This window comes from Thioclava sp. GXIMD4216 (assembly GCF_037949285.1).
In the GTDB taxonomy this organism is placed as follows: domain Bacteria; phylum Pseudomonadota; class Alphaproteobacteria; order Rhodobacterales; family Rhodobacteraceae; genus Thioclava; species Thioclava litoralis.
The window spans coordinates 1,634,685-1,652,929 of sequence record NZ_CP149926.1; the positions used below are offsets into that span (position 1 = coordinate 1,634,685).

The window sequence follows — 18,245 nt, forward strand, 5'->3', positions numbered from 1 at the left end:
TTAATGCAGCGGGCAGGGTGATTTGCCCGTTGCGAAGGTCTTCCGGCTCGGATATACGGACGACAGCACGCACCCATAGCTCAGCTGGATAGAGCGCTGCCCTCCGAAGGCAGAGGCCGGAGGTTCGAATCCTCTTGGGTGCGCCATTAAATCAATCAGTTATAATCATGGCTTTCGTCGCTCGGTGCGGAGATGGTGCGGTTATTCGCGATTTAGGCGCGTTTATCTATTGCCGCGACCGCCGATTCTGGGTGCATCGGGCTGTGATGCCCATAGGTTTTCTCGATGGTCTGGGCGCTCGTCCCGAAATATCCAGCCGCATCCCAGAATGTCGCCCCGCCTGCAGCGTCCATGTGCTTGTCGCGCATGTCAGGGGGGAAGCGTTCCGTCAGACAGGTTGATCCGCACTCCACAGGTCCAAGCCATCTTCTGGCCAAGTTCACAGGCGCGCCGGATCTCGGTGGGCTGGCGGGCAGGCGGGCTGGCGGGCAGGCGGGCTGGGCCTCGCCTCCTTTTCATTTCGCGTCTGGTCCCCGACAGACACAAAGGACGCCTTTGGGTTGAGGATGGTCTTTATTCGGGGCGCTTACGATGGGGGTGGCTCTGCTTTTCGATCTGCGGAACCGGGTGGCAGGGTGAGAAGGGTGAGGCATCCCACCACCAGTGCCACGCCGACCCAGCCCAAGGGAGGGAGGTGTTCGCCGACGACGAGAATGGCCAGAATGGCGGCGATGACGGGTTCGAGGAGGGTGATGGTCGTGGCTGTGCTGGCCTCGACATGGGCGAGGCCGTAGCCGAAGCAGAGATAGCCCAGAAACATGGGCACGGCGGCCATATAAAGCCCTACAGCGGCATTCGACCAAGACATAAGAAACGCGCCGCCCGTGCCCAGAAGGACCGGCATCAGAAGCACCCCGCCCAAGCCGAACGTGGCGCCCATCGCGACAGAGGAGGGCAGCCCCCGCAGCATCATACGACGTGCGGTCCAGGCATAAAGCCCGTAAGTCAGCCCCCCCAAGATGCCCAGCAGGATGCCGATGATCGTGTCATATCCTTTGTCCAGCGGGGTATCGGGCAGTTGCTCTGCCAGACAAATCAACGTCATGCCGAGCAATCCGACCGCGGCGCTGATGCCCCAGCGCAGGCTCAGCCGTGTTTTGTCGAACGCATATTCGATCAGCGCGGAGAGCAGCGGGGCCGCGCCGATCGTGACCACCGTGCCCACTGTGACACCGGCAAGCCGCATCGCGCCGTAAAAGGCCAGCGGATAGATGGCCACCGCCAGAGCGCCTGCCACAAGCAGGGTCCGGTCTGCCCAGAGGGCGGGGGCGGCGCGGTTGATCCCGCGCACGGCCAGAAGGGCCTGTGCAATGCCGCCGATCCCCATTGCGGCCGCGCCGATTGCGGCGGCGCTGACATCGGGGGCGAAGGTTGCAGCGGTGCCGGTGGTGCCCCAGACACAGGCCGCAAAGAGAATGGCCGCGACGCCCTTGCCATAGCTTGCGCTCATCTCACAGCCTCTCCAGTAGGTCGGTGATCAGGGCCTTGGCGCGTATCATCTGCGCATTGTGGCCTTCAAGGCCTGCCCGCATCATCGCGCCCTCCAGCAGAAAGGCGATATGGGCGGTCAGTGCGGCGGCCCGATCCGGCGTTTCGGGCAGCATGGCCTGAATATGCTGCGCCAGAATGGCTTCGACCTGTTCCTTATGGCGGCGCACGGCGTCCCGTGCAGGGTCGCCAGCCTCCAGTTCGGCGGCGGCATTCAGCAATCCGCAGCCGCGAAAACCGCGCTCATAGGCCTGTTCGGCATGATCCTGATAGGCCTCGAACACGGCCAGAACCCGCGCGCGCGGATCTACGGCCTGCGCCAGTCGCCGATCGTAAAGGGCCAGCCATTCGGCGTGGCGGGCCTCGATATACTGGCCGACAAGGTCCGCTTTCGAGGTGAAGTTGTTGTAGAGGCTTTTCTTTGCGACGCCTGCGCGGGTGATGATCGCGTCGATCCCCGTGCCGTTGATGCCGTGACTGTAAAAGAGCTCCATCGCCGCCTGCAGGAGGCGGTCATGGGCGGTGTGTCCGGTTCGGGGGTGGGGCATCACGCGGCGACCTCCTTGAAAGTAGGTCGATTGGTATACCTGCTTCCGGTCCGCCGCAAGATGCAAAGCCTTCTCCGGCGGCAAGGGGCGCCTGTCACAAGACAGGGGCTTGGCCGTAGGCAGGCCATGTATCAGGCGATGTCAGGAAAGAGGGAGGGCGAATGGGCGCGGGGCTGTTACGACGGTGTGAACCCCGCGCCCGAAACTCGTTACATCATCAATATGGGCCGGGGTCTGCGATCTTTCAATCGCGACATTGGTCGATTTCACAAGCCCCCGAAACCTGGTGCGGCCTTGCCGGTGCCAGGTTTCGGAGCCGGTCCTGATGGCCTGCAAGCAGAGCGGCTGCGGAATGGGCCTTCCGGAGATCAGCCGTCAGATCTTGCAGGAAAACAAGGTAAGGGCAGGCGCGGTCTGGGCCGCACCCGATACTCGTTATGCAAAACACGTTACCCGCTTATAATATACAGATGAAATATATAAATCAATAATTAGATTGAATGCGCCAATTTATTTGATTAATGTTTTGCATATGCATCTTTATTGCCGGTTCTGGAACAGAATGGGCATGCCATATTGTGCGTCTCGGAGGGAGCTGCGCCATCATGCAGGTTGCATATACATTTGTTTGTCTTGATGCCTCGGGGAACCGCTACACGGTTCAGGCATGGCGGGCGCGCGTGATGCGGACATTGCCCTCTGGCCGAGACCTCAGTGTGGGCGGTCCGGTCAAATACACGCTCGAAGACGGCACGAAGGTTATCCAGAAGGCCGATGGGGCCTATCTTGTCGAGCGCGTGCCCACCATCGAGATTTTCCGCGACCGGAGGGCAGTCTAGCACCGCACAGCCGATCCCGCACCGGTCGCGAGAGGGCCGGATTCATGCAGGCCGCGCGCCAACGGGGAAGGGGCTTGCCGGCTTGGGAATGCCCCGTTATGAGACGGCGCTGCCCTCCGGCATGGTCCGCCGGATGTCCTGACTGTCCCGCGCCTTGCCGCGCCTTTCTGCGAGAGAGCGAATGTCCTATTCCCACGCGCCCTATACCCGCCCCGGCTTTTACGCGGATATGCTGGCCAAAGGCATGCATCGCGATATCGTCGGCGGGCGCTGGGAAGAGACCGGCGAGCGGCAGATGGAGATTATCGAAGAGGCCGGAGTGCTGCCGCATCACCACCTGCTGGATATCGGAGCGGGGCCGCTGCGTCTGGGCTGCAAGGTGGTCGAGTATCTCGACCCCGGCCATTACTGGGCAACGGATGCCTCACGCGCGCTGATGCTGGTCGGGCATGGGCGTGAACTGGCCGATCCGGCGCGTCTGGACCCTGCGCAACTGGTCGAGGATAGCGGTTTCGAATTTCCGGATATCCCCGAACGCATCACCCATGCGATCGCCTTCGGGGTGTTTCCGCATCTGCCGCCCGAAAATCTGGCCATATGCCTGCGCAATCTGCAGCGGCTCCCGCAGCTCGAACTGTTCATGTTCACGGTGTTTCTGCGCCCCGACGAGATAGAGGCGGAGCTGCCCTATCGTCAGCGGGACGGGGTGGTGACCCATGCGGCGCGTGCTCCCCATGACATGCGGGCCGTGACCGTTCACGGGATGGCCCGCGACACCGGCTGGTCGCTGCGCGAGGACCCGAAGAAGCTGCCGCGCGGGCAGATCCTGTTTCACGCCCGTCGTGTTGGCTAAAGTCGTATTGGCTAAAAGAGCGGGCTGGCTGGACGGCTGGGCTGGTTGAGAGGCGCAGCCCCGCGCCGTTGCGGCGCCCTGCGGCCCCTGCACAGGGTCTGCGCGCCTGTGCCTGTTTCATTTGCCCCCGAAGCTGCCACATTTCTCTCCAGCAAATGATGCCATGATGGAGCGCCAAGATGAGCTGGAACCCGATTCTCGATGCCGATATCCCGATTGGCGATGCCGTGGATCTGGTCGATATGGAGATCGTGCCACGGGCGCGTGATCTTGGGTCTTTCGAGGTGCGGCGCGCGCTGCCTTCGGCCAAGCGGCAGATGGTGGGACCGTTCATCTTCTTTGACGAGATCGGGCCGGTCGAATTCCTGTCGGGTCAGAAGGGGGTGGATATCCGTCCGCACCCGCATATCGGTCTGGGCACGGTCACCTATCTGCTGCAGGGGCGGCTGCATCATCGCGATTCCCTCGGGACCGATCAGTGGATTACCCCTGGTGCGGTGAACTGGATGAATGCGGGCCACGGGATCACCCATTCCGAACGCACAGATGAAGACCTGCGTGTGACCGGAGATACGATGTTCGGCATCCAGACCTGGGTCGCGCTTCCCAAGGATGCAGAGGATCACGCGCCGGAATTCGTGCATTCGGAGGCGGGGACGCTGCCCGAGCTGGAGGCCGAAGGCAAGAGAGTGACGCTGGTGCTGGGCGAGGCTTGGGGCGCGAAAGCGCCGCTGAAGATGCCGTCGGAACTGTTTTACGCCGATGCCGAGCTTGCCGCAGGGGCGGCCTTGCCCTTGCCCGACAATCACGAGGATCGCGGCGTCTATGTGCTGCGCGGGCAGGTGCGCGTGGGCGATGCGACCTATGAGGCGGGGCGGATGCTGATTTTCCGTCCCGGCGACCGGATCTCGCTGCGGGCGGGGACGCAGGGCGCGCGGCTTATGGTGCTGGGGGGCGCAACGCTGGAAGGTCCGCGCTATATCTGGTGGAATTTCGTGGCCTCCTCGAAAGAACGGATCGAAGCCGCCAAAGAGGCTTGGCGGGCGGGCGACTGGATGCATGGGCGATTCCGCCTGCCGCCGACGGATCGCGACGAGTTTATCCCGCTGCCGGAGTGATCCGGTTATGAAGGGGGTGGGCACCGGACGGATTTCTGGCGGAAATCTCTTCTGATTCCCGCAGGGTCAGTGCCGCGCTGGCCCGCATGAAGGGGCGGCAACGCCTTGAACACGCGTTGTTTTCAAAGGTTTCCAACGGCGCGCGGCGGGGATTTCGTGTTTTTTTGAAAAGAATGCGAAACCGTGCTTGACGGGCGCGATACTGGCCCGTATTACCCACCCCACGCTCCGGGCGATGCCGGAGAGGATGAGAGCGGTTGTAGCTCAGTTGGTTAGAGTATCGGCCTGTCACGCCGAGGGTCGCGGGTTCGAGCCCCGTCAACCGCGCCATCATCCTCACTCAAGTCGCCCAAAGCCGAAACATATGCGCGGTTGTAGCTCAGTTGGTTAGAGTATCGGCCTGTCACGCCGAGGGTCGCGGGTTCGAGCCCCGTCAACCGCGCCACTGTTTCGGAATTGGAGTTTGGAGATGCTGTGCGGTTGTAGCTCAGTTGGTTAGAGTATCGGCCTGTCACGCCGAGGGTCGCGGGTTCGAGCCCCGTCAACCGCGCCACCATCTTCCCGTCATCAGGCACCCTTCGGGGTGCCTTTGTCGTTTTAGGCTTCTTTTGCACCGGACGGGCCGCTATATGCGGAGTGTCACAAAAGGAGTAGACGGATGAAAGATGCGTTGGATGCAAAGCAGCTGATCGACACCCTCGGTGCCGCTGCCCGTGAGGCCGCTAGAGAGCTGGCCTTCGCACCAGCGCCTCAGAAGACCCAAGCCCTTGAAGCCGCCGCCGATACTGTCTGGGCACGCCGCGCCGAGATCATCGCGGCCAATGCCGAGGATCTGGCCTATGGCGCGGCCAAAGGTCTGACGCCGGCCATGATGGACCGCCTCAAGCTGGACGAGGCGGGGATCGAGGGGATCTGCAAGGGCCTGCGCACCATTGCCGCGCAGGACGATCCCGTGGGCGCCGTGATCACCGAATGGGACCGCCCCACAGGGTTGCATATCCAGCGCGTGCGCACGCCTCTGGGGGTGATCGGGGTCATCTATGAATCGCGCCCCAATGTGACGGCCGATGCGGGCGCGCTCTGCCTCAAATCCGGCAATGCCGTGATTTTGCGTGGCGGGTCCGAAAGCTTCCATTCTTCGCGCGCGATCCATGCCTGTCTGGTCGAGGGGCTGAAGGCCGCAGGCCTGCCCGAAGCCGCGATCCAGCTTGTGCCCACCCGCGACCGTGACGCCGTGGCCGCCATGCTGCAGGCGGTCGAGTATATCGACGTGATCGTGCCGCGCGGCGGCAAGGGGCTGGTGGGGCTGGTGCAACGCGAGGCGCGCGTGCCGGTTTTTGCGCATCTGGAGGGCATCTGCCACATCTATGTCGATGGCAGCGCCGATCTGGAGAAAGCCCGCCGTGTGGTCCTCAATGCCAAGACCCGCCGCACCGGTATCTGCGGCGCGATGGAATGTCTGCTGATCGATCAGGGTTTCTGGGCAAAATATGGCGATGTGCTGATCCGCGATCTTCTGGCCAAAGGCGTAGAAGTGCGCGGGCAGGGGGATCTTCTGGCGACCGAGGGGGTGGTGGAAGCCGCCGATGACGATTACGGGCGCGAGTTCCTTGACATGATCTGCGCCGCGAAAATCGTGGACGGGGTGGATGGCGCGATTGCCCATATCCGCCGCTACGGCTCGAACCATACCGAGGCCATCATCGCCGAGGATCCGGCCCCCGTCGCGCGCTTTTTCCAGCGGCTCGATAGCGCGATCCTGATGCATAATGCCTCGACCCAGTTTGCCGATGGTGGCGAATTCGGGATGGGGGCCGAGATCGGGATTGCCACCGGCAAGATGCATGCGCGCGGGCCTGTGGGGGCCGAACAGCTGACCTCGTTCAAATATCTTGTGACGGGCGACGGCACGATCCGCGCCTAGGCAAAGGGGTGGCCCCGGGAAAACGGCAGGTATCGGAGAACGCCTGACGGATGCGCCGCGCCATTCGGCTCGCAAGGGTCAGGCGGATCGCACGGGGCAGGTATCGTGCGGCCGGATATGCCCCCCGTTTTTATGGCAGCACTCTCCTACGGTGCTGGCAGGCAGCCGGAGGCCACGCTTGCGGGCAGGTGACATGAGAGAGATATATCGCTTCGACCATCTATGGGACGGGATCGTGGAAAACGGTCCCGAAGGGTTGGTCTATGAACTGCCCGTGGCGTCGGGGCATGTCGACAAGATCTTCAGGTTTGCGATCTCGGAGGCGGCTTTCGCACGGATGAAGGCCGACCCCGAGCGACGGATCTTTCTGCAGGCGTTTTTGCACAGCCTCTACCAGATGCGTCCCGTGACGCAGCAGGTGACTGTGGATCACCATATCGACCTGATCCTGTCGGGCGATCCGGCGCGGGTGGAGGAGGTGCTGAACCGGCAGGAGGCGCTGGATTGCGGCGCGGTGTCCAATATGGTGCGGATCCTCACAGGCCGTGATCCGGCACCAATGCGGCAGGGAACGTGGTTTGCGCAGGGCCGCGGCACGGCACGGCCCTGTAGCTCGGGCGGCTGATCAGAAGTTCATCCGTGCTTCGGTCTCGTTGATCTGCCAGTCGATATGGCGGCCATATGTCTCGGCTTCGCGCGGCAGCAGGATGAACTGCACCTGCGCAGGGCGCAGATCTGCCGGAGCGTGCCCCGCAAGCGCCTGCCAGAGCGCGTCATCGGGTTTGGTGCGCCGCGTTTCCGCAACCAGATGCCATTCGCCATTATGTTCGGTAATCACCAGACGCCCGCCGAAGGGCAGCGCGGTTTCCATACACAGAATCGCCAGATAGGCCATTTTGACCAGATGGCGCGGCTGGTCCCCGTCAACCTGCCAGTCGAATTTCGTGCGCCCGGTCGCCGACATCTCGGACAGAAGGCTGCGGATTTCGTTCTGGCTGACGCGCTGTTCGGTATTGGCCTGCCCGAAGGCCACACGGAAGAATTTCACGCGCGCATTCGCGGCACTGACGCTTTCGGCGATCAGTTGCATTTCCGGACTCATCGCGCCGCCCGACATGGCCAGCAATTCTACCCCATTGCTGATTGCGCCCAAAGGGCTGATAAGGTCATGACACAGGCGCGACCCGACAAGGGCCACAAGATCGGCCTCGGAAGGTTCGGCGCTGGCGTCAGAGGGAAGCAACGGAGAAGACAGGGCAGTCATGAACGAATTCCTTGAGCCGGGGATGTTGGTCCGGAACCCGAAAGCGCCGGAATGGGGTGTGGGTCAGGTGCAATCGCGCATAGGCGACAAGATCACTGTCAATTTCCGCGAAGCGGGTAAACAGGTGATTGACGGGCGCTTCATTGCTTTGACTCTCGTTATTGAAGATTAAAGTTGATGAAAGGTTAACGTGAAAGGGGGCCGCTTGGGTATTCTTTCTTTGCCAGCCGTCCTTGCCGGACTTGCCTTTTGGCGGGTGGCTCGCCACAACAGGCGCAAGGCGTGACCCTTCTGAGAAGTGACCGGAAGAAAACATGATGGAAAGCAGTCGTTTAGAGATCCGTCTTGCGGCCAGTCAGGAGGATCTTCTTGCGTCGCAACGACTACGCTATCAGGTCTTCGTAACCGAATTGGGGGGCGGGGGCGAGATGGTGGACCATGCCCGCCAGCTGGAATGCGATGCTTTCGACCCCGTTTACGATCATTTGCTTTTGGTGGACCCCGAGAGGGATCCGGCCAGTCTGGCGCATGTGGTGGGGGTCTACCGGTTGCTGCGGTCGGAGCGGGCAGAGGCGTTCGGGCGCTATTATTGCGATGCCGAATACGACCTGACGCCGCTCAGGGCTTTGGGGCGGCCGATGCTGGAGCTGGGGCGCTCCTGCGTGCATCCCGATCACCGCGGGGGGGCGGCCATGTTTCTGCTGTGGAACGGTCTGGCGGAATATGTGCTCACGCATGGGATCGAGATCCTGTTCGGTGTGGCGTCTTTTCATGGCACCGATATCGCGGCGCTCAGGATGCCTCTGGCGTGGTTGCACCATCATCACCTTGCGCCCGCCGGATTACGGGCACGGGCGCAGGAGCGGGCTTTCCAGCCGATGAATCTGGTCCCGCCCGACGCGCTTGACCGGCGGCAGGCCATGACGGCCATGCCCAATCTGATCAAATCCTATCTCAAGCTTGGCGGCTATGTTGGCGAGGGGGCGTTTGTGGATCATGCGTTCAATACGACCGATGTGCTGGTGATGATGGATACCAAAGCCATGAGCGGGAAACATCGCAGCTTCTATACCCGCAGGGCGCCTCTATGAGCCCGCCGTCTCCGACATGGGAGGGCGGACCGCCGCCCGCATTGCCGCCCGCGCGGGCCGGAGACCGCTGGCGCCTGGTCGGGCGGCTGCTGGCTTTGGGCCTGTGCCTTGCGACCGGTCTGCTTGTGCTGGGGCTGGTTTCTGCGGCGGAGCGGCTCTGCGGCAGGCGCGACAGGCGCTGGTCGGTCCATGTGCCGCGTCTGGTGTCGCGGGCGGCGGTGGCGATACTGGGGATTGCCTATCACGTCGAAGGGCGGCCCATGACCCATCCGGGCGCGGTGGTGGCCAATCACGGATCATGGCTGGATATTCTGGCACTGAATGCGGCGGTGAATGTGTTCTTTGTGGCAAAGGCCGAGGTGGCGGGCTGGCCGGGCATTGGCGGACTGGCGCGGGCGGCAGGCACCGTCTTTATCCGCCGCGACCGTCGCGAGGCGGCCCAGCAGGCGCAGCTTTTTGAAGACCGTATCCGCGCGGGCCATCGCCTGCTGTTTTTTCCAGAAGGCACTTCCACCGACACACAACGAATTCTTCCTTTTAAATCAACGCTTTTTCAGGCGTTCTTTACCGAGGATCTGAAAGAGCGCATGTGGGTCCAGCCCGTGACCCTGCGCTATATCGCCCCCGAGGGGGAAGATCCGCGGTTTTATGGCTGGTGGGGCGATATGCCCTTGGGGCCGCATCTGCGCAAAGTGCTGGTGGCAAAACGTGGCGGGCGGATCGTGCTGGATTTCCATCCGGCGCTGCGCGTCAGGGATCAGGCCAATCGCAAAAGCCTCGCGGCCGCCTGCGAGGAGGCCGTGCGGCATGGCGGCCTAGCCCTCTGAGGCCGGAGCCGCCTTCGGCCCAGCGTTCTCTGCCTGCGCACGGTAATGACGCAGCACGAACAGCCGGATGGCGGTGGCCAGCCCCATCTCCATGCCACGGGCCACATCAATCTCGGCGGCCAGCGCGTTGATCCCCTGATCCCTGTCGCGCGCAATGTCGCGGAATGCCTGCCAGAACTCTTCTTCCAGCGTCACCGATGTGCGGTGTCGGCCCAGGGTCAGCGAATGCTTGCGCGGGCGGCTCATGGGGTGGGGTCCGCCTTGGGCGGTGTGATCTTGTGGCCATCCAGATGGCGCGAGGCGGCGCTTTCGCTGGCCTCGTCACGGGCGCGCTCGGCTTTGCTGCGCCCGAATTTCACCGCATTGGCATCCGCCTGTGCGCGCTTTCCGGCACGGGCCTTGGCTTTGCGGAACTGGTTGAGATTGGTGACATTGCTCATGGGGTGATTTTGCCATGCTTCGGCTGCGCTGAAAAGGCCCAACCCATAGCGCCCGCTTCCGCCGCTCTTGCAGCGGACAAACATATATTGCGCCTGCGCTTTTTCCCGTTGAAATGATGCAGATCAAATGGACTTTTGCGGATTGCCGTTAAAGCCGGACGCAACAAAGCGAGGACGGGGTGCACAGGATGGGCCACTCACAGAGCGAACCGGGGCGCGAACCGGGGCGCGAGCTCACGGGCGAACCAGGGGGCGAACCAAGGGGCGAGGCGGGCGAGGCAAGCGGGGCATCCCCCGCAGCGGACGAGGCGCTGATCCGTGCGCGGCGCGGGCGCAAGCTGCTGCGGTCGTTGATGATGCCGGAACAGCGGCAGCTGCGGACGGCGTCCGGCCTGTCGGTGTTGGCCGCGCTGGTCTGGCCGCTTCAGGCGCTGCTTGTGGCGCATGTGCTGGGCGGGCTGCTGCTGGGTAGGCCGTCCGATCCGCTGCGCGCCGCTTTGGTGTTTCTGGCATTGGGGGCTCTGCGTGCTGGGCTGGGATGGGCCGCCGAGCATATGGCGCAGCGGGCGGCCAATCAGGTGCTGCACCGGTTGCGCCTGCAGATCGTGGCGCAGGAAGCGTCCTGCGGCGAAGAAAGCGCGTTTGGTGGTGCGGGGGCGATTGCGGCGCTGGCGGCAGAGAAAACGGACCTGCTCAAGCCCTATATCACCCGCTATATGCCCGCGCAGTTTCGGGTGGCCGTGGTGCCTTTGCTGTTTCTGGCACTGGCGCTGTGGCCCTCTTGGGCGGTGGCGGTGATCTTTGCGATCTCGGGCCCGCTTATTCCGGTGTTCATGGCGCTGGTAGGCATGGCTGCAAAGGAAGCCTCGATGCGCCAGCTCGACGAGGTCGGCAGCCTGAACGACCTGCTGGTCGAACGGCTGGGCGCGGTGCTCGATATCCGCGTGCTCGGAGCGCAAAAGCAGGTGATGGCGGGGTTCGAGGCCCAGACAGGCCGCCTGCGCCAGCGTACGATGGCGGTGCTGCGGGTGGCCTTCCTGTCCTCGACCGTGCTCGAACTCTTCTCGGCGATCGGTGTGGCGATGGTGGCGGTGTTTGTCGGCTTCTCGCTTTTGGGCGAGATCGGCTTTGGCACATGGGGACGAACGCTGAGCCCCGAGGCGGGGATTTTCCTGCTGTTGATTGCGCCCGAATTTTACCAGCCGCTGCGTGACCTGTCGGCGGCATGGCATGACCGCGCCTCGGCCGAGGCGGTCGGGGCCGAGATCGAGGACTGGATGCAGGCCCGTCCGGCCCCGCTGATCGGGTCGGGGGGGCAGGCCACCCCTGTGGCGGGGCGCTGCCAGATTGCGGCGACGGGGCTGGTGGTGCATGGGCGCGCCTTGCCTGATCTGCACCTGTCCCCGGGCGAGAGTGTGGCGCTGGTGGGGCCGTCCGGTTCTGGAAAAACCACGTTGCTGCGGCTGGTGGCGGGGATCTTGCAGCCCGATGCAGGCCGGATCGATGTGGCCGGACAGGCCCTTGTGCCCGAGCGGGCCGATGGCTGGCGGGCGCGGCTGGGCTGGATGCCGCAAACTCCGCATTTCCTGTCGGGAAGCCTGCGCGACAGCCTGATGCTGCCGGAAGGAGCCGACCCTTGGCCGGCCCTGGAACGGGCGGGCGTGGCCCATGTGGTGCGCGCGCTGCCGGAAGGGCTCGAGACCACGCTGGGGGAAACCGGTGGCGGTTTGTCCGGCGGGGAGGCGCGGCGGATCATGCTGGCGCGTGCATTGGCGCGCACCCCCGATCTGCTTCTGGCCGACGAGCCGACCGCCGATCTTGACGAAGAGACGGCGCGACTGGTCAGCGACGGGATTCTGGCCGCCCATGCCGGGGGGATGGGGGTGCTGGTGGCCACCCATGATATGGCGCTTGCGCAGCGTATGGACCGGATCATCCGGTTGGAGGACGGGCTATGAAAGATCTCTTGGCCATTTTCTGGCGTCTGTTGCGGGCGCATCGCTGGGCGATGATCCGTGGGGGGGGGCTGAGCTTTGTGGTGCTGTTCATGGGGGCGGCGCTATTGGGTCTGTCGGGCTGGTTCATCGTGGCGGCGGCAGCAGCAGGGCTTGCCGGTGTGGGGGCGATGTTCGACGTGTTCCGCCCTTCGGCACTGGTGCGGTTTCTGGCTCTCGGACGAGCGGCGGGGCGCTATGGGGAACGGCTGCTGACCCATGATGCGACGCTGCGCGAGCTGGAGCATCTGCGGGCCGATATCCTGCGCAGCTTTCTGGGGGCCTCCTTTGGCCGGATGACGCGGATCAGGGGGGCGCAGGCGCTCAACCGGCTGACGGCGGATGTCGATGCGCTGGACGGGGTATCGTTGCGGCTGTTCCTGCCGGTCATGGCGGCGCTGGCGACGCATCTGGTGGTCTATCTGGGGCTGCACTGGCTGCTGGGCGGGCAGATCGCGGCATGGATTTCACTGGGCTATGTGCTGGGGGGCGGGCTGATCCTGAGTGTGGCGGCGCGTCTGTCCGCGCAGGGGGCCACCGCGCGCGAGAGGGCCAGTCAGGACTTTCGCAGCGCCCTGATCGATATGATCCGCGCAAGGCGCGATCTGGCGGTCTATGGGCGGTTGCCCGAACAGGCCGCGCGCGTTGGCGGGGCCGAGATCCGTCAGGCGGCGGGCGCACAGGGGCAGGATGCGGCAGAGCGTCGGGTCGGGGTGCTGCTCAACCTGCTGACACAGGGCATCGCGGCAGGGGCGCTGGGGCTGGGCGTGGCGGCGGTCAGTGCCGGAGACTTCGCGCCCGCCTTTGCCTCGCTTGGATTTTTCGCCGCGCTGGGACTGGCCGAGACTCTGGCCCCGCTGCGTCGTCTGGCCCCCGATCTGGGGCGGATGCGGATGGCTGCACATCGGGTGCGTGTCCAGATTGGCGTTCCGGCGGCGGATCCGGTGCGGCCTGCGGGGGGGGCGCCTGTCGCACGGACCGGCCCGCGAGTGGTGCTGGAGCGGGTGTCGATCGCGCGTCCGGGCACCCGTCTGCCGGTGGTTCGCGACCTTTCCCTGACGGCGGCGCAGGGCGAGACGGTGGCGCTGACGGCTCCGAGCGGCGGCGGCAAGAGCACCGTCCTTCTTGCGCTGGCCGGTTTGTTGCCGGTGGCGTCGGGGGAGATGCGGCTGAACGGCACTGCGATTGCCACATTGGACGAGGCCGCGCTGCGGGCATCGGTGGTGCTGGTGCCACAGCGCAGCGCGCTGATTGCGGGCACTCTGGAAGACAATCTGCGGCTGGGCTGCGAGACGATCACCCCCGAGGATATGCAGGCCGCGCTGCGGGCCTGCGCGCTCGAGCGGGTGAGTGTCGCGCGGGGCGGGTTGCAGATGCGGATCGGGGCGCGGGGCGAGGGGCTTTCGGGGGGCGAGGCGCGGCGCGTGGCGCTTGCCCGCGCGATTCTGCGCAGGCCGGAGGTGCTCTTGCTGGACGAACCCACCGAAGGGCTGGACCAGAAGACCGCCGCCGAGGTTTTAAAAGGCATTCGTGATTACCTTTTACACTCTACCATCATAATGGCTTCTCATAGGCAATCTGAGGTTGTTTTCGCCGATAAAACCGTAAAAATCGAAACAGGCATTTGATTTCTACTTTTTGACGCAGATCAAGGAGCGCCCTCCGCAACAGGCGTAGGTCGCTCATATCGAAAAACGCGAATGGGAAACTCATCTTTCCCGCTAGGAGCTGAGGATATGGATTTCGGTATCGTCGAGCTGTCACGGTTTCAATTTGCCATGACTGCGATGTATCACTTCCTCTTCGTGCCGCTGACGTTGGGTCTGTCGATCCTCGTGGCGATCATGGAGACGGTCTATGTGATGACCAACCGCCCGATCTGGCGCCAGATGACCAAATTCTGGGGCCTTTTGTTCGGGATCAACTTTGCCCTTGGGGTTGCCACCGGCATCACCATGGAATTCCAGTTCGGTATGAACTGGAGCTATTACAGCCATTATGTGGGCGATATTTTCGGCGCCCCGCTGGCCATTGAAGGCCTGATGGCGTTCTTCCTCGAAGCCACTTTTGTCGGCCTGTTCTTCTTTGGCTGGAACAAGATGTCGAAGATCGCGCATTGCGTCGTGGCATGGCTTGTCGCCATCGGGTCGAACTTCTCGGCGCTGTGGATCCTGATCGCCAATGGCTGGATGCAGAACCCCGTGGGTGCCGAATTCAACCCGATGACCATGCGCATGGAGATGGTGAATTTCTTCGAGGTGCTGTTTAACGAGGTGGCTCAGGCGAAATTCGTCCATACCGTTTCGGCGGGCTATGTGACGGCGTCGGTCTTCGTGATCGGTGTCTCGGCATGGTATTTGCTGCGCGGGCGCCATACCGAGCTTGCCCGCCGGTCGATCACGGTTGCCGCAGCCTTCGGTCTGGCTTCGGCGCTGTCGGTCGTGCTTCTGGGCGACGAGTCGGGCTATAACGCCACCCATACCCAGCGGATGAAACTGGCCGCGATCGAGGGGATGTGGGAAACCGAACCGGCACCCGCACCGTTCACCGCCTTCGGCTTCCCCGACCAGACTGCGCGCGAAACCCATTACGCCATCCATATTCCCTATGTGATGGGTCTGATCGGTACACGCTCGCTGAATACGCCGATCCCCGGTATCGCGGATCTGGTGAAAACCTCGGAAGAACGCATCCGCAACGGTCTGATCGCCTATGATGCGCTGATGACGGTCCGTCAGGACCGCGCCGCCACAGCGCCCGAGGTGATGAAAACCTTCGAGGATCACTCCGCCGATCTGGGCTATGCCTTCCTGCTGAAGAAATATATCGACGATCCGCGTCAGGCGACCGACGCGCAGATCAAGCAGGCCGCCAATGATACCGTTCCCACCGTCTGGCCGCTTTTCTGGGCCTTCCGTGTGATGGCAGCGCTTGGCTTCCTGTTCATCGGCACGATGGCCTATATGTTCTACCGCGCGTCCTTCAAGGGGATGAACTATCCGCGCCCGATGCTGCATGTCGCCGTCTGGATGATCCCCGCGCCGTGGATTGCCGCCGAAATGGGGTGGTTCGTGGCCGAGTTCGGGCGTCAGCCGTGGACTGTGGACGGTATCCTGCCCACCGCACTTTCGGTCTCGTCGCTTTCGGCCACCGAACTGCTGATGACCATTGCCGGGTTCATCCTTTTCTACACGGTGCTGTTCATCATCGAGATGGGTCTGATGCTGAAATATATCCGCAAAGGCCCGCATGAGGATGTCGCGGAAACCGAAAGCTGGATGGAGGCCCATCGGGCACGTCTGAGCGGCAGAGGCCATGCCGATGCCATCGCGGAACCTGCGGAGTAAATTGCTATGATCCTTCATGATTTAATCAGCTATGACATCTTGCGGGTGATCTGGTGGGTGCTGCTGGGCATCTTGCTGATCGGCTTCGCGGCCACTGACGGGTTCGATATGGGAACGGCTGCGATGATCCCCTTCATCGCCCGCACCGATACCGAGCGCCGCGTGGTGATCAACACCGTAGGCCCCGTCTGGGAAGGCAACCAGGTCTGGTTCATTCTGGGCGGTGGGGCGATCTTCGCCGCTTGGCCGCCGCTTTATGCGGTCAGCTTCTCGGGCTTCTATCTGGCGATGTTCGTGGTGCTTGCCTCCTTCATCGTGCGCCCCGTGGCCTTCAAATACCGCTCCAAACGCGACAGCGTGACATGGCGCCGTAACTGGGACTGGGCGCTGTGCATCTCGGGTGCGGTTCCGGCCCTGCTCTTCGGTGTGGCCGTGGGCAACGTGATCCAGGGCGTGCCGTTCCACCTGACCGATGACCTGCACACCGTCTATGAAGGCGCGTGGTATACCAAGTTCATCGGTCTGCTGGATCCCTTCTCGCTTCTGGCAGGGGTGGTCTCGCTGTCCATGCTGATCATGCATGGCGGCGCATGGGTAAACCTCAAGGCCGAAGGCGATGTGGCCGCCCGTGCGCGTGCCATCGGGTCCAAAGCCGCGCTGGTGGCTGTGGCAGCCTATGTGCTGGCCGGTATCTGGTTGGCCTTCATTCCGGGCTTCACCTTTGCCGGAGATGTGGTCACCGACGGTCCGTCCAATCCGCTCTACTTCACCGTCGAACGCTCCTCGACCTGGCTGACCGCCTATGGCGAGCGTCCGTGGATCGTGATTGCACCGGCTTTGGGGATCGTTTGCGCCTTGCTCACCTATCTGGGGCTGAAAGCGGGGCGTGAGGTGTCGACCATGCTGCTATCGGGCGTGTCGGTGCTGGGCGTGATCTCTTCGGTCGGCCTGACGATGTTCCCCTTCATCATGCCCTCGAGCAGCGCGCTGAATTCGTCGCTGGCGGTGTGGAACTCGTCCTCCTCGCATCTGACCCTCTTCATCATGCTGGTCTGTGCGGTGATCTTCGTGCCGATCATCATCGCCTATACGAGCTGGGTCTATAAGGTGCTCTGGGGTAAGGTCACCGAAGACGAGATCACCAATAACTCGCATTCGGTCTACTGAGAAAAGGAACAGACAGATGTGGTATTTCGCATGGATCTTGGGCCTGCCGCTGGCCGCCATTTTCGCCGTCATGAATGCGATGTGGCTGGAGCTGAAGGAAGACCAGAAACAGATCGACAATAAGTAAACCCTGGTCACTGGAGACAGGGTTGGAAGAGGCGGCAGAAATGCCGCCTCTTTTAGTGTCGCCCGGCAGGAAAGATCCAGAAGGCCAAAGCGGGGGCTGGCCATAGGATGGAAAGGCATCTGAAAAGGAGGAAGGCGGGGGACTGTGGCGGAGTTTGCCGCAGGGCCAGCACCGTCACACATATCACAAACCCCGCTGTTCCGGCCAGCACCGTCACCGCACGCGGGTTGCGGAAATAGGGGTAGTAATGGCGCAGCGCATAATAGAGCCAGAGTTCCGGTAGCAGGAAAAAGGGCCGCAGGCACAGCCAGAGCATCGCCTGTGCCATCAGGGTCTCACTGACGCTGTTCATGCCCATGAAAGCCGCAAGCAGTGTGATATGGTCCATATTCTGGCCCATATTCTGGTAAGCCGCGACTGCAAAGCTGACGGCCCCCCAGAAAAGTTGCGCCAAAAACAGTAGCCCCCAGAAGGCCGGATAGCGCCATGTACGAAACAGTGGCGCGATCATGGCTGTGGCCGGTGCGCTGCCACGATCCGATCTGTCGCGGCATCCGATAGCACGACCCGCGTGCCATTCGGCACCAAGGACCAGATCTCCTCCATCTGGGCATTGGTCACCGCAACGCAGCCATCCGTCCAGTTCCACAACCTATGCAACCGCCCCAAAGCGCCCCATCCATTGGGCAGCCCGTGGATCATGATATTGCCGCCCGGATCATGGCCCGCCGCAGCTGCGCGCGCGCGATCTGTCGCATCGGGATAAGAGATATGCAGGCTGAGATGGGCCATTGATTGAGAGTTGCGCCAGTCGATGTGATAGCTGCCTTCGGGCGTGCGCTCGTCGCCCTCGACCTGTTTCGGGCCATCCTGCCAATGCGCGCCGAAGGTGACTGGATAGCGTTTGAGGATCTGCCCCTGTCGCATCAGCACCATCTGCCGGTCGGGCTTCGAGACCACCACCAGATCGGCCTGTTGCGCTGTTGCGGCCATTGCGGGCGGGGTGCCGGAGCCTATGCGGGCCATGATCTTCGTATAGGCGGGCAGGGCGATCGCACAGCCTATCGCCAGGACAAGCTTCGGGATAAGCCTCGGGACAGGTCCCGGAACAGGCGGGGGGTTGGTCATGGAAATCAGTATCGGAAAGGGAATACGCAA

The 18,245-nt window shown here is 63.0% G+C and carries 20 protein-coding genes and 4 tRNA genes; 17 read left to right on the plus strand and 7 right to left on the minus strand.

Going from position 1 to position 18,245, the window contains the following annotated elements:
• Positions 1–69 precede the first annotated feature (69 nt).
• Positions 70–146: transfer RNA gene (locus WDB88_RS08150), tRNA-Arg, on the plus strand.
• Positions 147–586: 440 nt separating this feature from the next.
• Here WDB88_RS08150 and WDB88_RS08155 read toward each other — a convergent pair.
• On the minus strand, positions 587–1,510 hold the full coding sequence (locus tag WDB88_RS08155; protein WP_339107178.1) for an EamA family transporter: 924 nt from the start codon (positions 1,508–1,510) through the stop codon (positions 587–589).
• Position 1,511: 1 nt separating this feature from the next.
• Positions 1,512–2,096 carry a helix-turn-helix domain-containing protein gene (locus WDB88_RS08160; RefSeq protein WP_339107179.1) on the minus strand — a complete coding sequence of 195 codons (585 nt, stop codon included), beginning with the start codon at positions 2,094–2,096 and terminating at the stop codon, positions 1,512–1,514.
• A 605-nt stretch (positions 2,097–2,701) separates the two neighbouring features.
• Here WDB88_RS08160 and WDB88_RS08165 point away from each other — a divergent pair.
• The 8 genes from WDB88_RS08165 to WDB88_RS08200 all read left to right on the plus strand — a co-directional run bounded on the left by WDB88_RS08165 (position 2,702) and on the right by WDB88_RS08200 (position 7,455).
• Complete coding sequence (locus tag WDB88_RS08165) at positions 2,702–2,935, plus strand: hypothetical protein (RefSeq protein ID WP_339107180.1); 234 nt, start codon at positions 2,702–2,704, stop codon at positions 2,933–2,935.
• Positions 2,936–3,116: 181 nt separating this feature from the next.
• Positions 3,117–3,788: a class I SAM-dependent methyltransferase gene (locus tag WDB88_RS08170; RefSeq protein WP_339107181.1), complete on the plus strand. Its 672-nt coding sequence runs from the start codon at positions 3,117–3,119 to the stop codon at positions 3,786–3,788.
• 179 nt (positions 3,789–3,967) lie between these two features.
• Positions 3,968–4,906 (plus strand): pirin family protein, encoded by a 939-nt coding sequence (locus WDB88_RS08175; RefSeq protein ID WP_339107182.1) that lies wholly within the window; start codon positions 3,968–3,970, stop codon positions 4,904–4,906.
• A gap of 253 nt (positions 4,907–5,159) precedes the next feature.
• Positions 5,160–5,236 (plus strand) — tRNA-Asp (locus WDB88_RS08180).
• 38 nt (positions 5,237–5,274) lie between these two features.
• Positions 5,275–5,351: transfer RNA gene (locus tag WDB88_RS08185), tRNA-Asp, on the plus strand.
• Between the two features lie 31 nt (positions 5,352–5,382).
• Positions 5,383–5,459, plus strand: a tRNA-Asp gene (locus WDB88_RS08190).
• Between the two features lie 105 nt (positions 5,460–5,564).
• Positions 5,565–6,830, plus strand: coding sequence for a glutamate-5-semialdehyde dehydrogenase (locus WDB88_RS08195; protein ID WP_339107183.1), 1,266 nt, complete (start codon positions 5,565–5,567; stop codon positions 6,828–6,830).
• 193 nt (positions 6,831–7,023) lie between these two features.
• Complete coding sequence (locus tag WDB88_RS08200) at positions 7,024–7,455, plus strand: hypothetical protein (RefSeq protein WP_339107184.1); 432 nt, start codon at positions 7,024–7,026, stop codon at positions 7,453–7,455.
• On the opposite strand, the gene WDB88_RS08205 is transcribed toward WDB88_RS08200, so the two are convergent.
• Positions 7,456–8,094 (minus strand): histidine phosphotransferase family protein, encoded by a 639-nt coding sequence (locus tag WDB88_RS08205; protein ID WP_339107185.1) that lies wholly within the window; start codon positions 8,092–8,094, stop codon positions 7,456–7,458. It abuts the gene before it with no gap.
• Here WDB88_RS08205 and WDB88_RS08210 point away from each other — a divergent pair.
• From WDB88_RS08210 to WDB88_RS08220, 3 genes are all read left to right on the plus strand, one after another.
• Positions 8,093–8,266: a DUF3553 domain-containing protein gene (locus WDB88_RS08210; protein WP_339107186.1), complete on the plus strand. Its 174-nt coding sequence runs from the start codon at positions 8,093–8,095 to the stop codon at positions 8,264–8,266. The two genes, WDB88_RS08205 and WDB88_RS08210, sit on opposite strands and share 2 nt — an antisense overlap.
• A gap of 145 nt (positions 8,267–8,411) precedes the next feature.
• Positions 8,412–9,185 carry a GNAT family N-acyltransferase gene (locus WDB88_RS08215; protein WP_339109502.1) on the plus strand — a complete coding sequence of 258 codons (774 nt, stop codon included), beginning with the start codon at positions 8,412–8,414 and terminating at the stop codon, positions 9,183–9,185.
• On the plus strand, positions 9,182–10,012 hold the full coding sequence (locus WDB88_RS08220; protein ID WP_339107187.1) for a lysophospholipid acyltransferase family protein: 831 nt from the start codon (positions 9,182–9,184) through the stop codon (positions 10,010–10,012). Before WDB88_RS08215 ends, WDB88_RS08220 begins: the two co-directional genes overlap by 4 nt.
• On the opposite strand, the gene WDB88_RS08225 is transcribed toward WDB88_RS08220, so the two are convergent.
• Entirely contained in the window at positions 10,001–10,258 is a 258-nt protein-coding gene (locus tag WDB88_RS08225) for a ribbon-helix-helix domain-containing protein (protein ID WP_339107188.1), read from the minus strand. The two genes, WDB88_RS08220 and WDB88_RS08225, sit on opposite strands and share 12 nt — an antisense overlap.
• Positions 10,255–10,452 (minus strand): DUF4169 family protein, encoded by a 198-nt coding sequence (locus tag WDB88_RS08230; RefSeq protein ID WP_339107189.1) that lies wholly within the window; start codon positions 10,450–10,452, stop codon positions 10,255–10,257. The genes WDB88_RS08225 and WDB88_RS08230 overlap by 4 nt, the downstream gene beginning before the upstream one ends.
• 188 nt (positions 10,453–10,640) lie before the next feature.
• Here WDB88_RS08230 and cydD point away from each other — a divergent pair, with 188 nt between their 5' ends.
• The 5 genes from cydD to cydX all read left to right on the plus strand — a co-directional run bounded on the left by cydD (position 10,641) and on the right by cydX (position 17,087).
• Positions 10,641–12,410 (plus strand): thiol reductant ABC exporter subunit CydD, encoded by a 1,770-nt coding sequence (cydD, locus tag WDB88_RS08235; protein WP_339107190.1) that lies wholly within the window; start codon positions 10,641–10,643, stop codon positions 12,408–12,410.
• A complete protein-coding gene (locus WDB88_RS08240) occupies positions 12,407–14,074 on the plus strand; it encodes an ATP-binding cassette domain-containing protein (protein ID WP_339107191.1) in 1,668 nt (555 codons plus the stop codon). The genes cydD and WDB88_RS08240 overlap by 4 nt, the downstream gene beginning before the upstream one ends.
• Before the next feature lie 108 nt (positions 14,075–14,182).
• On the plus strand, positions 14,183–15,793 hold the full coding sequence (locus WDB88_RS08245; RefSeq protein WP_339107192.1) for a cytochrome ubiquinol oxidase subunit I: 1,611 nt from the start codon (positions 14,183–14,185) through the stop codon (positions 15,791–15,793).
• Between the two features lie 6 nt (positions 15,794–15,799).
• Positions 15,800–16,960 carry a cytochrome d ubiquinol oxidase subunit II gene (cydB, locus tag WDB88_RS08250; protein ID WP_339107193.1) on the plus strand — a complete coding sequence of 387 codons (1,161 nt, stop codon included), beginning with the start codon at positions 15,800–15,802 and terminating at the stop codon, positions 16,958–16,960.
• A gap of 16 nt (positions 16,961–16,976) precedes the next feature.
• Entirely contained in the window at positions 16,977–17,087 is a 111-nt protein-coding gene (gene cydX / locus WDB88_RS08255) for a cytochrome bd-I oxidase subunit CydX (protein WP_339107194.1), read from the plus strand.
• A 52-nt stretch (positions 17,088–17,139) separates the two neighbouring features.
• Here the strand turns inward: cydX and WDB88_RS08260 are convergent, their stop codons facing one another.
• Together WDB88_RS08260 and WDB88_RS08265 are read right to left on the minus strand one after the other, a co-directional pair.
• Positions 17,140–17,598: a hypothetical protein gene (locus WDB88_RS08260; RefSeq protein ID WP_339107195.1), complete on the minus strand. Its 459-nt coding sequence runs from the start codon at positions 17,596–17,598 to the stop codon at positions 17,140–17,142.
• Positions 17,595–18,215 carry a L,D-transpeptidase family protein gene (locus tag WDB88_RS08265; protein ID WP_339107196.1) on the minus strand — a complete coding sequence of 207 codons (621 nt, stop codon included), beginning with the start codon at positions 18,213–18,215 and terminating at the stop codon, positions 17,595–17,597. The genes WDB88_RS08260 and WDB88_RS08265 overlap by 4 nt, the downstream gene beginning before the upstream one ends.
• Positions 18,216–18,245: the final 30 nt, after the last annotated feature.